9 protein-coding genes are annotated in these 14,380 nt (G+C 67.3%); 4 read left to right on the plus strand and 5 right to left on the minus strand.

Going from position 1 to position 14,380, the window contains the following annotated elements; all coding sequences use genetic code 11:
* The first annotated feature begins 48 nt into the window (after positions 1-48).
* Positions 49-1,707, plus strand: coding sequence for an aminotransferase class III-fold pyridoxal phosphate-dependent enzyme (locus AC1PPK_RS15665; protein ID WP_481113960.1), 1,659 nt, complete (start codon positions 49-51; stop codon positions 1,705-1,707).
* A gap of 50 nt (positions 1,708-1,757) precedes the next feature.
* Here the strand turns inward: AC1PPK_RS15665 and AC1PPK_RS15670 are convergent, their stop codons facing one another.
* Positions 1,758-2,351 carry a hypothetical protein gene (locus AC1PPK_RS15670; protein WP_481113961.1) on the minus strand — a complete coding sequence of 198 codons (594 nt, stop codon included), beginning with the start codon at positions 2,349-2,351 and terminating at the stop codon, positions 1,758-1,760.
* A 236-nt stretch (positions 2,352-2,587) separates the two neighbouring features.
* Between AC1PPK_RS15670 and AC1PPK_RS15675 the strand changes: the two genes are divergently transcribed.
* On the plus strand, positions 2,588-3,367 hold the full coding sequence (locus AC1PPK_RS15675) for a glycine-rich domain-containing protein (protein ID WP_481113962.1): 780 nt from the start codon (positions 2,588-2,590) through the stop codon (positions 3,365-3,367).
* Positions 3,368-3,450: 83 nt separating this feature from the next.
* Here AC1PPK_RS15675 and AC1PPK_RS15680 read toward each other — a convergent pair whose 3' ends face one another.
* Both AC1PPK_RS15680 and AC1PPK_RS15685 read right to left on the minus strand, forming a co-directional pair.
* Complete coding sequence (locus AC1PPK_RS15680) at positions 3,451-3,918, minus strand: cyanophycin metabolism-associated DUF1854 family protein (RefSeq protein ID WP_481113963.1); 468 nt, start codon at positions 3,916-3,918, stop codon at positions 3,451-3,453.
* A gap of 10 nt (positions 3,919-3,928) precedes the next feature.
* On the minus strand, positions 3,929-6,247 hold the full coding sequence (locus AC1PPK_RS15685; RefSeq protein WP_481113964.1) for a cyanophycin metabolism-associated ABC transporter: 2,319 nt from the start codon (positions 6,245-6,247) through the stop codon (positions 3,929-3,931).
* 227 nt (positions 6,248-6,474) lie between these two features.
* Here AC1PPK_RS15685 and AC1PPK_RS15690 point away from each other — a divergent pair, with 227 nt between their 5' ends.
* Both AC1PPK_RS15690 and cphA read left to right on the plus strand, forming a co-directional pair.
* Entirely contained in the window at positions 6,475-8,670 is a 2,196-nt protein-coding gene (locus AC1PPK_RS15690) for a cyanophycin synthetase (RefSeq protein ID WP_481113965.1), read from the plus strand.
* A 73-nt stretch (positions 8,671-8,743) separates the two neighbouring features.
* Positions 8,744-11,320 carry a cyanophycin synthetase gene (cphA, locus tag AC1PPK_RS15695; protein WP_481113966.1) on the plus strand — a complete coding sequence of 859 codons (2,577 nt, stop codon included), beginning with the start codon at positions 8,744-8,746 and terminating at the stop codon, positions 11,318-11,320.
* 33 nt (positions 11,321-11,353) lie between these two features.
* Here cphA and AC1PPK_RS15700 read toward each other — a convergent pair whose 3' ends face one another.
* Positions 11,354-12,874, minus strand: a complete 1,521-nt coding sequence (locus AC1PPK_RS15700) for a glycerol-3-phosphate dehydrogenase/oxidase (RefSeq protein ID WP_481113967.1) — start codon at positions 12,872-12,874, stop codon at positions 11,354-11,356.
* Positions 12,871-14,361 carry a glycerol kinase GlpK gene (gene glpK, locus AC1PPK_RS15705; RefSeq protein WP_481113968.1) on the minus strand — a complete coding sequence of 497 codons (1,491 nt, stop codon included), beginning with the start codon at positions 14,359-14,361 and terminating at the stop codon, positions 12,871-12,873. Before glpK ends, AC1PPK_RS15700 begins: the two co-directional genes overlap by 4 nt.
* Positions 14,362-14,380: the final 19 nt, after the last annotated feature.

A 14,380-nucleotide genomic window follows, 5' to 3' on the forward strand; every position in this document is an offset into this window, starting at 1 on the left:
AACTGGGGTCGGTTAAATCATTCATCTTTCAGTTGTGGAGTGCACTACGTGGAAGATGCATTGGTATTGGCTGGGTTCGGGGCGCTGGCACTGCCCGGTCTGGTTCTGAAGGCGAAGCGCCGGCTGGAGCTGTCGAAGGGCAAGCACCCGTCGCTGGCGGGGCACGCCAAGATGTCCCGCCGGGTGGCAAAGCTGCTGCCCTTCTACGAGTACGACGAGGCGGTGTTCTTCTGCAGCGACGACGCGCCGGCGGAGGTCGAAGCGAAGCGCCGGGAAGCCTTCTTCCGCCTCGCCGAGCTGTACCGCACGCGTTTCGCGGCCAGCGCGGCGATGAGCGCCGAGACCCAGGAAGGCGTGTCGGACATGCAGTTCACCGGCGCCTACCGGGTGCCCTTCCAGTACAGCCGGCTGGTGCGCCAGCACCTCAAGGGCGGTTCCTTCGTGAAGGCATCGAGCGGCGTGACGGTCACCGATCTGGACGGCAACGTCTTCTACGACCTGACCGGCTCCTACGGCGTCAATGTGTTCGGCTACGACTTCTACAAGGACTGCATGGCCCGCGGCGCGGCGCGCGTGGAAGCCCTCGGCCCGGTGCTCGGCGCCTACCATCCGCTGCTCGCCTACAACGTGCAGCGCCTGAAGGCGATCTCCGGGCTGGATGAGGTGTCCTTCCACATGTCGGGCACCGAGGCGGTGATGCAGGCGGTGCGGCTGGCCCGCTACCACACCGGCCGGACCCACCTGGTACGCTTCTGCGGCGCCTACCACGGCTGGTGGGGCGACGTGCAGCCGGGTGTCGGCAACCCGGTGGCGGCCAACCAGACTTACACCCTGAAGGACATGCACGAGGACGCGCTGCGCGTGCTGCGCCGGCGCAAGGACATCGCCTGCGTGCTGATCAACCCGCTGCAGGCTCTGCACCCCAACGGCGCGGCGCCGGGGGATTCGTCGCTGGTGGACAGCTCCCGCAAGGCGGGCTTCGACCGGGCGGCCTACACCGCGTGGCTGAAGCAGCTGCGCCAGGTGTGTACCGAGCGCGGCATCGTGCTGATTTTCGACGAGGTCTTCGTCGGCTTCCGGCTGGCGCCGGGCGGCGCGCAGGAATACTTCGGCGTACAGGCCGACATGGTCACCTACGGCAAGACCCTCGGGGGCGGCATGCCGATCGGCGTGGTGTGCGGCCGGCGCGAACTGATGAAGCGTTTCCGTGACGAGCGTCCGGCGGACATCTGCTTCGCCCGCGGCACCTTCAATTCCCATCCCTACGTGATGGGCGCGATGGCCGAATTCCTGGAGCGTATCGAGACGCCCGAGGTGCAGGCTCTCTACGCCGGCCTCGACGAGCGCTGGAACAGCCGCGCCGAACGCCTTAACCTGCGCCTCAAGGCCGAAGGCTTGCCGGTGCAGGTGGCCAACGTGTCGTCGATCTGGACCGTCTTCTACACCCGCCCGAGCCGCTACAACTGGATGTTGCAGTACTACCTGCGGGCCGAAGGCCTGGCGCTCAGCTGGGTCGGGACGGGCCGCTTCATCTTTAGCCTCAACTACACCGACGCGGACTTCGAGGCCGTTGCCGATCGTTTCGTCGCTGCCGCGCGGCAGATGGAGGCGGACGGCTGGTGGTGGAATGACGGCAGCCTGACCAACAAGGGCATCCGCCGGCGCATCCTGAAGGAGATGCTGAGCCATCGCTTTCTCGGGAAGTAGACGTGAAAACGCCGCTCCGCCCGCAGGGGCTGGAGCGGCGCCGGAAGGGCTTACGCCGCCTGGCGGGCGCGCAGGTCGCGCAGCAGGTACAGCGGTGCCTTGTGGTACAGCTTGATGTCGTGGTACGGGTCGGTGAGGATCTTGGTCAGCCACACCAGCCCGGTCTGCACGTCCTTCAGGAAGAACAGGTGGACGGTGCGGAACAGCAGGCCGCTGACGCCGAGGCCCAGCCACATCAGGCCCAGGTGGTCGATGAAGCCGCCGACATTGGTGTGGGCTTCGAACAGGCCGAACATCGTCGGGTTGAGCCACAGGGCGACCGGGATGAAGGCCCAGATCGCCAGCAGTACGACCTTGCGCTTGAGGTTGTAGCCGACCTTCACGGCTTCCTTGTAGTCGTTAGTGACCTGGTTTTCTTCGTCGTAGCCGAGGGGCTCGAAGAAGAAGTGGCCGGATTGGCGGGTGACCATGGAGATCAGCCAGCCGATCAGCGCCGCCTTCACCGGATCGACGAACACCAGCGAATACGCTACCAGGAAGCTCACCGCACTGATGAAGTGCAGGGTCTGGTTCATGCGGCTGTGGTGGTAGAAGCGATGATCGTCCCACCGCTGGATTTCAAGGGCGCGCAAAAAATTCTTCATGGACTCTCCTGGAGGGCGAACGACCCGGAATTGATTGGAATAGCTCGAAATGGGGTCTTCAAGGCAAGACTAAGAAGCGCGGGTTACGGGGCGGCTGCGGTTTTGTTAAGGAACGGTGATGCAGATTAACGATATGGCATGAAAATACGGCCGGCTGTCGATAGAATCCTCTGCGGTGCTCTGGGAGGCGCGTGGCGATGGAAACGGTAAAAGGGAGCAGGCGCGGCGGGACGATCGTGGCTACGCTGGTGCTGGCAGGGCTCGCACTGGCGGCGGGCAGCGGCGCATGGCGCCACGGGCTGCCCAAGCTGTTGCTGGTTGGGGGCTTGCTCGGCGTGCTGGTGATCGTCTGGCGGAGATGGCGTCGGAAGGTGAGGGAGCGTTTCCTGGACGCTTTCCGGTTTCCGGCCAGTCTCGGCCGCAAGCTCGGGCAGACCTATCCCCATCTCAGCACCGAGCAGGTAGACCTGGTCACCCGCGAGCTGCGCAGCTTCTTTCGCGCAGCCAATGCGGCCCAGGGGCGCATGGTGTCCATGCCGAGCCAGGCGGTGGACGTAGCCTGGCACGAGTTCATCCTGTTCACGCGGGGTTATCGGCAGTTCTGCGCCCGTGGGCTGGGGCGCTTCCTCGACCATACGCCGGCCGAGCATATGGTGACGCCGGTGTCGGCTCAGCAAGGCCTGCGACGCACCTGGCTGCATGCCTGCCGTTTCGAAGGCATCGATCCCAACAAGCCGGACCGGCTACCAATGCTCTTCGCGCTGGATGCGCTGCTGCAGATTCCAGATGGCTTCCACTATGTGCTTGATTGTTCCGGCGTGGAGAACGCGCTGGGCATCCCGGCCTATTGCGCCAGCGACATCGGATGCGGCGGTTCCTGCGCAGCGGATGGAATCGGAGATTGCGGCTCTGGGCACGGCGGTGGCCATGGACATGGCGACGGCTCCGCCGACGGTGGCTCTGGTGGGGATGGGGGAAGCGGTTGCAGCAGTTGTGGAGGAGGGGGCGGCGACTGACTGGGTCGGGCGCCGGTCGGCCTCCGTTTGATACTGGCTGGCGCAGCCTGGCGGATGAGCCAGGCTGCGCCGGATGGAGCAGATTACAGGAAGCGGTCCAGCAGCCGCTTGCTGTGGGCGTCCAGCCCGTAGCGGTCGCGGATCAGGAAGTGGATGCCGCGGCTGTCGGCAATTAGCAGGGCCGGCGGGGTGAGACGGCGGATGTCTTCCTCGCCTTTCAGCACCATGCTGGTCGGGCCACGGTCGGTCTCGATCTCCCAAGTGCTGGGGGTGGCAAAGCTGGACACGCTGTGGATACGCTGGATCACCGGCATGAACTCGCGGCTGGCCATCTCTTCCTCGAGCAGCTTGCGCGGCTGCTCGGGCAGATCGGCGAGGCGGTCGATCCAGGCGACTTCCTCGCCGTCGCCGTTGATCAGGCCGATGCTCTCGGCCGGGGCAGCGATCGGGAAGGCGCGTACCGGGGTGATCAGCTGGGCCTTGCCGGTTTCGTCGATGAAGACAAGCTGGCCGAAGGCATTGCGTTCCAGCGGGATGTTTGGCGTGGGCATGGCGTGATCTTCAGGCAGGGGTGTGGGCGCGGTGGAAGGGGACGCGGGGCTTTTCGGCGGCGAGGGCGCCATCGTCCAGTTTGCGCGTCTGGGCTTCGTAGAGGCGGAAGTAGGCGCCCTGTTTTTCCATCAGTGCTTCGTGGTTGCCGATCTCGACGATCTGGCCACGGTCGAGCACCACCAGCCGGTCGGCCTTGCGCAGCGTGGACAGGCGGTGGGCGATGGCGATAGTGGTGCGGCCGCGGATGAGGTTTTCCAGTGCGGCCTGGATTTCCATCTCGGTCTCGGTATCCACCGCCGAGGTGGCTTCGTCGAGGATCAGGATGCGCGGGTCGATCAGCAGCGCGCGGGCGATGGAGATGCGCTGGCGCTCGCCGCCGGACAAAGCCTGGCCGCGTTCGCCGACCAGGGAGTCGTAGCCTTGCGGCAGGCGCAGGATGAAGTCGTGGGCATGGGCGGCGCGGGCGGCGGTGATGATCTCTTCGCGGGTCGCGTCGGGTTTGCCATAGGCGATGTTCTCGGCGATGGTGCCGAAGAACAGGAAGGGCTCCTGCAGCACCAGACCGATGTTGCGGCGGTACTCGGCGACCGGCACCGAGCGGATGTCCATGCCTTCGATGCGGATGGCGCCGTCGGTCACGTCGTAGAAGCGGCAGATCAGGTTGACCAGCGTGCTCTTGCCGGAGCCTGAGTGCCCGACCAGGCCGATCATCTCGCCCGGCGCGATGTTGAGGTCCACGCCGCGCAGGATGGTACGGTTGCCGTAGCGGAAGCCGACCCGTTTGACCTCGATGGCGCCGGTGACCTTGGGCAGGTGCTGCGGATTCGCCGGGTCGGGCACGCTGGAAACGTGGTCGAGGATATCGAAGATGCGCTTGGCGCCGGCGGCGGCCTTCTGCGTTACCGAGACGATCCGGCTCATGGAGTCAAGGCGGGTGTAGAAGCGCGAGATATAGGCCAGGAAGGCGGCCAGCGTACCGACGGTGACGGATTTTCCTGATACCAGCCAGATGCCGAAGCCCCACACGATGAGCAGGCCGATTTCGGTCATCAACGTGACGGTGGGCGAGAACACCGACCACACCTTGTTCACCCGGTCATTGACCGCCAGGTTGCGGGCGTTGGCCTCGCGAAAGCGCGAGACTTCGCGCTTTTCCTGCGCGAAGGCCTTCACCACCCGGATGCCCGGAATGGTGTCCGCGAGCACGCTGGTGACTTCGGACCACACCCGGTCCACCTGTTCGAAACCGTAGCGCAGCTTGTCGCGCACGGTGTGGATCAGCCAGGCGATGAAGGGCAGCGGCACCAGGGTGACGAGGGCCAGCCACGGGTTGATCGACACCAGGATCACCGCGGTCATCGCGATCATCAGGCAGTCGGTGGCGAAGTCGAGCAGGTTCATCGACAGGAACAGGCAGATCCGGTCGGTCTCCGAGCCGATGCGGGCCATCAGGTCGCCGGTGCGCTTGCCGCCGAAGTATTCCAGCGACAGGCCCTGCAGGTGCTCGTAGGTGGTGGTGCGCAGGTCGGCGCCGATGCGCTCGCTGACCAGCGCGAGGATGTAGGTCTTGGCCCAGCCGAGGCCCCAGGCGAACAGCGCGGCGACCAGCAAGCCACCCAGCATCATCGTGACCCGGTGGGTATCGATGGGCTGTCCGTTCTGGAAGGGGATCAGCACCTCGTCCATCAGCGGCATGGTGAGGTAGGGCGGCACCAAGGTGGCGGCCGTCGATATCAGCGTAAGGATGAAGCCGGCCAGCAACTGGCTCTTGTAGGGTTGGGCGAAGCGCCACAGGCGGAACAGGGTCCAGGTGGACGGCGGGGTGTGGATCTCGCGGGCGCAGGTTGGGCACTCGTCGGTGCCCGGCGGCAGCGGCGCGTCGCAGGTCGGACAGGTGAGCGGTTCGGGTGGAGTCGGCTCACGGCCGGCCAGCACGCATTCGAGCTGGGCGTGGAAACGGTCGGCCAGGTTGCGGGCGGCCGGATCCTGGGCCAGCGTGAAGCGCCAGCCGGCCAGTTTGCCGTTGCCGTCCACCAGGTCGAGGCTGGCCACGCCGGCGTGGTCGCGGTGGCGCAGGGCCATGCCACTACGGAAGGTCCACACCTGCCAGTCCTTGGCCTGCAGGTCCCAGGCCAGCAGGCGGCGGTCGGTCAGGGCTACCAGGCCGCTGCGAAACTGCAGCGTGGCGTCGAGATCGAGATTGAGGCTGGCCAGAACCTTTTCACCGGCCTGCAGGGCCTTGTCGAGGAGGGGGCGCCAGCTGTCGGGCACGGCCGGTCCGAGGTAGTCGGAATAGGCGGAAGGAAGGACGGAGGACTCTGAATTCATCTCGGCGACGCGATTAGGCCCCAGAAGAGGGCCAGCGTAGGGCAAAATTGCGCCCGAAGTTTACTGACTCGTTACATGCGCGTATACCCGGCGGGTGGCCAGACGCATCGCCGACCCGTTAATTTTTCCTTCAGGTAATCCTGGCGGCTGCGTCTGCGTTAAGGGGAGATTGCGTTTCCGTTGCTGAGTGCCGTAAACAGGCCCGTTACTTCCGAAGTGTCCCGTCCATGACCAATAAAACGATCGAATTCCTCAATGTGCTCCACCTGCGGGGACCGAACATCTGGACCTATCGCTCAGTCCTCGAAGCCTGGGTCGACATCCACGACCTGGAAGACTGCCCGTCCAATGTGATCCCGGGTTTCTATGAGCGGCTGACGGCGATGCTGCCGACCCTCATCGAGCACCGTTGCAGCATCGGTGAGCGGGGCGGCTTCCTCAAGCGCCTGCGGGACGGGACCTGGCCGGGACACATCCTTGAGCACGTCACGCTCGAGTTGCAGAACCTTGCCGGCATGTCGGGTGGCTTCGGCAAGGCGCGCGAAACCTCGCTGCGCGGCGTTTACAAGGTGGTGATCCGCGCCTGGCAGAAGGACGTGTCGATGGCCGCCCTCAACATGGGCCACGACCTCCTGATGGCGGCCATCGAAGGCCGGCCCTACGATGTGGACGCCGCCGTGCTGCGCCTGCGCGACCTGGTAGACAAGCACATGCTCGGCCCGAGCACCCGCTGCATCGTCGAGGCCGCCGCCGACAAGCAGCGCCGCATCCCCTACATCCGCCTGCTGTCCGAGGGCAATCTCGTACAGCTCGGCTACGGTGCCCGCCAGCGCCGCATCTGGACTGCCGAGACCGACCGCACGCCAGCCATCGCCGAGAGCATCTCCCGCGAGAAGGACCTGACCAAGACGCTGCTGGAATCCTGCGGCGTGCCGGTGCCGGAAGGCCGCATCGTGACCAGCGTCGAGGACGCCATCGAGGCCGCCGAGGACATCGGCTTCCCGGTGGTGGTGAAGCCCAGCGACGGCAACCATGCCCGCGGCGTGTTCACCAACATCCGCACCCCGCAGGAAGTGGCGGACGTGTTCCCGTTGTCGGCCGCGGAAGGCTCCGAGGTGATGGTCGAGCGCTTCGTGAAGGGCGCCGAGCACCGCCTGCTGGTCGTCGGCGGCAAGATGGTCGCCGCCAACAAGGGCGACATGGTGTCGGTGATCGGCGACGGCGTGCACAGCATCGACGCACTGATCGAGACCCAGATCAACTCCGACCCGCGCCGTGGCGTCGAGCACGAGTTCCCGCTGTACCTGATCAAGCTGGAAAACTACCCGGCCGCCCAGATGGAAGTGGCGCGCCAGGGCTATACCGGCGCCTCGGTGCCGCCGGAAGGCCAGGAGGTGATGATCGTCCGCACCAGCAACATGGCCTTCGACGTGACCGACGAAGTGCATCCCGATACCGCCGAGCTGGCTTGCCTGGCAGCGCGCATCGTCGGCCTCGACATCGCCGGCGTGGACCTGGTCTGCGAGGACATCTCCAAGCCCCTGAGCGAGCAGCAGGGCGCCATCGTCGAAGTCAATGCCGGCCCGGGCCTGCTGATGCACATCAAGCCGGGTGTCGGCCAGCCGCGTCCGGTGGGTGAGGCGATCGTCGATCACCTGTTCGAGAAGGATGCTGACGCGCGCATTCCTATCGTCGGCGTCACCGGCAGTCGCGGCAAGACGCCGGTGGCCCGCCTGATCGCCCACCTGTCCCGCCTGTCCGGCCAGTACACCGGCCTGGCCTGCTCCGAGGGCGTGTTCCTCGACGGTCGCCAGGTGGAAACCGCCGAAGGCACCAACTGGGATGCCGCCGAGCGGGTGCTGATGAACCGCTCCGTCGAAACCGCGGTGTTCGAGAACGGCTGCCGAAGCATCCTCGGCGATGGCACCGTGTACGACCGCTGCTCGGTGGGCGTCGTCACCAACATCGATCCGGAGCTCCACTACGGCGAGTTCTACATCGACTCTCCGGAAAAGGTCTGGAACGTCTTCCGCACCCAGGTGGACCTGGTGCTGTCCAGCGGTGCGGCGGTGCTCAACGCCGAAGATCCGGCGGTCGTCGAGATGGCCTCCCTGTCCGACGGCGAGGTGATCTTCTATGCGGTCGATCCCAATGCCGAGGCCGTCGTGCAGGCCCGCAGCGAGGGCCGTCGCACGGTCTTCGTGAAGGACGGTGCCATCGTGCTGGCCACCGGCGAGCAGGAAGATCCGGTCGCCCGCCTGGCGAAGATCAAGCTGCTGGCCGATGGCGGCGGCGACGAACCGGGCGTGCTGTCCAACCTGCTGGCCGCGGTGGCGGGTGCCTGGGCGTTGGGCGTGTCGCCGGCGATGATCCGTGCCGGCGTCAAGCCCTACGATCCCAAAGCGCCGCTGCGCAACGACTGAGCCGCCACTGAACAATGATGAAGGGCTGCCCGACGTTGGTGGCCCCTGAGAAAAACGACAAGGACTGTTATCCATGGAAGTCTCACGCATCCGGGCTCTGCGCGGCCCCAATCTGTGGAGCCGGCACACCGCGATCGAAGCCATCGTGACCTGCACCGAAGCGGAGTGCGACATCGACTCCATTCCGGGTTACGAGACTCGGCTGCGCAACCTCTTCCCTGAAATGGGCTTCCTCGAGGCCGACGGCCACATGGGCGCCAGCTCCGTGGCTCAGGCGCTGGAACTCGCCGCCCTCGGCCTGCAGGCCTGCGCCGGTTGTCCGGTGACCTTCAGCCGCACCGCCAAGACCATCGAGAAGGGCGTCTTCCAGGTGGTGGTGGAGTACACCGAAGAAAAGGTCGGCCGTCTGGCCTTCGAACTGGCCACCGAGCTGTGCCGCGCCGCCGAGACCGACGGCCCCTTCGACCTGGCCGGCGCGCTGGCCCGCCTGCGCGAACTGGACGAGGACGTGCGCCTCGGGCCGTCCACCGGGTCCATCGTGCAGGCCGCCGTTGCCCGGGGCATTCCCTATCGCCGCCTCACTGAAGGCAGCCTCGTGCAGTTCGGCTGGGGCAGCAAGCAGCGCCGCATCCAGGCCGCCGAGACCGACCTGACCAGCGCCGTGGCCGAGGCTATCGCCCAGGACAAGGAACTCACCAAGAACCTGCTGCGCGCCGCCGGCGTGCCGGTGCCGCTGGGCCGCTCCGTGACCAGTGCGGAAGACGCCTGGCAGGCTGCCAAGGAACTCGGCGGCCTCGTCGTTGTGAAGCCCCGTGACGGCAACCAGGGCAAGGGCGTGGCGGTCAAGCTGCGCACCAAGGATGAGGTGATGAACGCCTTCCGCGTCGCCGAGGAGATCAGCGACGACGTGCTGGTGGAGCGCTACCTGCCGGGCCACGACTACCGCCTGCTGGTGGTCGGCGACAAGCTGATCGCCGCCGCCCGCCGCGAGCCGCCGCTGGTCATCGGCGATGGCCAGCGCACCATCCGCGAGCTGGTGGACCACGTGAACAGCGATCCGCGCCGTGGTGTCGGCCACGCTACCTCGTTGACCAAGATCCGCTTCGATGAGATCGCCGTTGCTACCCTCGCCAAGCAGGGCTACGAGGCCGGTTCCGTGCCGCCCAAGGGCAAGCGCGTGATCCTGCGTAACAACGCCAACCTGTCCACTGGCGGCACCGCCACCGACGTGACGGACGACGTGCACCCCGAAGTCGCCGAGCGGGCGATTGCCGCGGCCAAGAACATCGGCCTCGACATCTGCGGCGTGGACGTGGTCTGCGAGAGCGTGCTGGAGCCGCTGGAAGCCCAGAGCGGCGGCATCGTCGAAGCCAACGCGGCGCCCGGCCTGCGCATGCACCTGCAGCCGTCCTACGGCAAGGGCCGCCCGGTCGGCGAGGCCATCGTCGCCAACATGTTCAAGCCCGGTGAAGACGGCCGTATCCCGGTCATCGCGGTGGCTGGCACCAATGGCAAGACGACCACCGTGCGCCTGTCCGCCCACATCCTCGGCGTGGCCGGCAACCGGGTCGGCATGACCAACTCCGACGGCGTCTACGTCGGCAAGCGCCGCATCGACACCGGCGACTGCAGCGGCCCGCGCAGCGCCCGCAACATCCTGCTCCACCCTGACGTGGATGCTGCGGTGTTCGAGACCGCTCGTGGCGGTGTGCTGCGCGAAGGCCTGGCCTTCGACCGCTGCGACGTGGCGGTGGTGACCAACATCGGCATGGGCGACCACCTGGGCCTGTCCTACATCAGCACCGTCGAAGACCTGGCGGTGGTGAAGCGGGTCATCGTGCAGAACGTGAAGTCCAGCGGTACTGCGGTGCTCAACGCCGCCGACCCGATGGTCGTCAAGATGGCCAGTGCCTGCCCGGGCTCGGTGCTGTTCTTCGCCGCCGACCAGTACAACCACGTGCTGGTCACCCACCGAGTGCAGGGTCACCGGGTGGTCTTCGTGGACGACGACGCGATCGTCGCGGCCCAGGGTAGCGAGGAGTTCCGCGTGCCGCTGGCCGGCATCCCGATCACCCGCAACGGTGTTATCTCCTTCCAGGTCGAGAACGCCATGGCCGCCATCGCCGCCACGTGGGCGCTGGGCGTTCCGCCGGAGACCATCATCGCCGGCGCCGCGAGCTTCGTGAACGACGCCGCCAACGCGCCGGGCCGCTTCAACGTGTTCGACTACAAGGGCGCCACGCTGATCGCCGACTACGGCCATAACCCGGATGCCATCCTGGCGCTGGTGCAGGCCGTCGAGAGCATGCCTGCCAAGCGCCGCTCGGTGGTCATCAGCGGTGCCGGCGACCGTCGCGACGAGGATATCCGCGAGCAGACCCGCATCCTCGGCAAGGTCTTCGACGACGTGGTGCTGTACCAGGACGACTGCCAGCGCGGCCGTGCTGACGGCGAGGTGCTGGCGCTGCTGCAGGAGGGGCTGGTGGGCGCACCGCGCACCAAGAGCATCTGCGAGATCCGCGGCGAGTTCACGGCCATCGACAGCGCGCTGCAGAAGCTCGAATCCGGCGACCTGTGCCTGATCCTCATCGACCAGGTGGAAGAGGCGCTGGAACACATCGCCAAGCGCATCGCAGAGACGAAGGCCTGATCGTCCCGGCCTGAATCCCTTCAGGCCACGCCTTCAGCGGAAGCCTTCTGCCAGCCGGCGGAAGGCTTCCGTCATTTCGTCAGTGCGTTCCGTGCTCCAGCCCAGCTCATCGGCGAGGATCGCCGCGACCGCTGGTGCAGCTTCGATGGCCGCCGTAGCGTCCACGAACAGCGCCCGATGGCGGCGGGCCAATACGTCCTCCACGTCGCGGGCCTGTTCCTCCCGGGCGGCGAAGCGGACTTCCGCTTCGCTGAGGGACAGCGCCGGGTGCAGCCGGTGTCCCGCGCCGGGCAGGGCGTCCACGGCGGTGCGGTCGGTGCCGAACACGTCGTCGGACGGCGCCGCCGGGCTGCCGTGAAGAATCAGGCTGCGTGTCCGGCAGGGGCGGGCCGGCAGGCCGGCGACGGCTGCGGCCTGGTCGATGATCTCCTCGCCCATGCGCCGGTAGGTCGTCCATTTGCCGCCGGCCACCGATACCAGCCCGCTCGGTGCGACCTGGATCACATGCTCCCGCGACAGGTTCGACGTGTTGCCGCTGCCGCCGATCAGCGGGCGCAGGCCGGCGAACTGGCTGCGGATATCGCTGCGTTGTGGCTTGCGGCGCAGATAGCGGGCCGCGGTGGCGAGGATGAAGTCCACCTCGCCGTCCAACGGCCGGGGTTCCAGCGGGATGTCCGGCCGCGGCGTGTCGGTGGTGCCGAGCAGCAGCTTGCCCTGCCAGGGGATGATGAACAGCACACGGCCGTCATCGGTGCGCGGCACCAACAGTGCCGCGTCGCCGGGCAGAAAATCCCGGTCGAGCACGATGTGTACGCCCTGACTGGGATTCAACTGGGCCGCGCTCGTCGGGTCGTCGAGGCGCCGGATGGCGTCAGCCCACACGCCGGCCGCATTGACGACGACCCGCGCCGATAGCGCGAAGGCTTCACCGCTTTCCGTGTCCTGCGCGGCGACGCCGACGACGTGCCCTCCCTCATGGCGCAGCCCTGTGACCGGCAGCCGGTTGAGCGCCAGCCCGCCCAGATCCAGCACCGTGCGCATCAACGTGATCGCCAGCCGGGCGTCGTCGAAGCGGGCGTCCATGTAGGCGATGCCGCCAACCAGCCCGTCTTCGCGCACGCCGGGCAGCGCGCGGCGGGTTTCCTCTACCGACAGCGGACGGCTGGCGCCGAGGCTGTGAGTGCCGGCCAGCCAGTCGTAGGCGGCCAAACCGACGCCGAGCTGCAGGCGGTCCCACTGGCGGTAGATGGGCACGACGAAGCGCTGGGGATGGACCAGATGCGGCGCGTTGGCGAGCAGGAGGGCCCGTTCGGACAGCGCCTCGTGGACCAGCCCGATGCGCCCCTGGGCCAGGTAGCGGACGCCACCGTGCACCAGCTTGGTGGACCGGGAGCTGGTGCCCCTGGCGAAATCGTGGGCCTCCAGCAGCAGCGTCGAATAGCCCCGCGACGCGGCATCGACTGCGCAGCCGAGGCCGGTGGCGCCGCCACCGATTACCAGCACGTCCCAGCGTGGTGTCTGGCGCAGGCGGTCGAGCAGAGCTTCGCGCATCATGCCGCGGCCCATCCGCGGGCGCGCTCCACGGCCCGGTGCCATTCGGCGAGGCGTGCGCTGCGCTCGTCCTGGCTGCAGGCCGGCTCGAAGACCTGCTCCGCCTGCCAGTGAGCGGACAGCTCTTCGGGGCTGTGCCACACGCCGACCGCCAGACCGGCGAGATAAGCCGCGCCGAGGGCGGTCGTCTCGGTCTGCCGTGGGCGGATCACTGGCACGCCGAGCAGGTCGGTCTGGATCTGCATCAGCAGGTCGTTGCGCGCCGCGCCGCCGTCCACCCGCAGCTCGGTCAGCGGGCCGGCGCCGTCGCGGTTCATGGCGTCCACCAGGTTGACCGTCTGCAGCGCGATGGCCTCCAGCGCGGCACGGGCGATGTGGGCCTTGCCGCTACCGCGGGTCAGGCCGACCAGCGTGCCGCGAGCGTAGCCGTCCCAGTAGGGGGCGCCGAGGCCGGCGAAGGCCGGCACCAGCACCACGCCGGCGGCGTCCGGCACCGAGGCGGCGAGAGCCTCGATGTCGGCCGCCCGCTGGATCAGCCCCAGCCCGTCGCGCAGCCACTGCACCACCGCGCCGCCGATGAACACGCTGCCTTCCAGCATGTAAGTGGTCTGTCCACCGATGCGCCAGCCGAGGGTGCTGAGCAGGCGATGGCTGGACTCGACCGGTTGCGCACCGGTGTTGAGCATCAGGAAGCAGCCCGTGCCATAGGTGTTTTTCGCCAAGCCGGGCTGCAGGCAGGCCTGGCCGAAGGTGGCGGCCTGCTGGTCGCCGGCCAGGCCGCCGATGGGAATCGCGCCGCCGAAAAGGGCGGGATCGGTTGTGCCCAACACGCCGCTGCTGTCCACGACTTCCGGCAACAGCGTGGCGGGAATGTCGAACAGGGCCAGCAATTCCTCGTCCCAACGCTGACGGTGGATGTCGAAGAGCATGGTGCGCGAGGCATTGCTCGGGTCGGTGACGTGCAGCCGGCCGCCTGTCAGTTGCCACACCAGCCAGCTGTCGATGGTGCCAAAGGCCAGCTCGTCGGCGGCGGCGCGGCGTCGCGCGTCCGGTACGTGGTCGAGCAGCCAGGCCAGCTTGGTGGCGGAGAAATAGGCATCCACCTCCAGGCCGGTCTTCGCGCGGATCAGCGCCGCATGTCCGTCTGCACGCAGGGCTTCGCAGGTGCCCACGGTGCGGCGGTCCTGCCAGACGATGGCTGGTGCGAGCGGCCGGCCGCTGGCCCGCTCCCACAGCACGGTGGTCTCGCGTTGGTTGGCGATGCCGATGGCCGCTACGTCGGCACCGGTCAGCCCGGCCTTGCTCAGGGCCTGGCGAGCACAGTCGAGCTGGGTCTGCCAGATCTCCAGCGGGTCGTGCTCGACCCAGCCCGGTTGTGGGTAGGACTGGCGGAATTCGAGCTGGGCGCTGCCGAGGGCCTGGCCCTGCGCGTCGAAGACGATGGCACGGCTACTGCTGGTGCCCTGGTCGAGGGCGAGGAGGCAAGACATGGCGCGGGCCTTTACAGGA

This window comes from Zoogloea sp. JDB1, assembly GCF_056724025.1.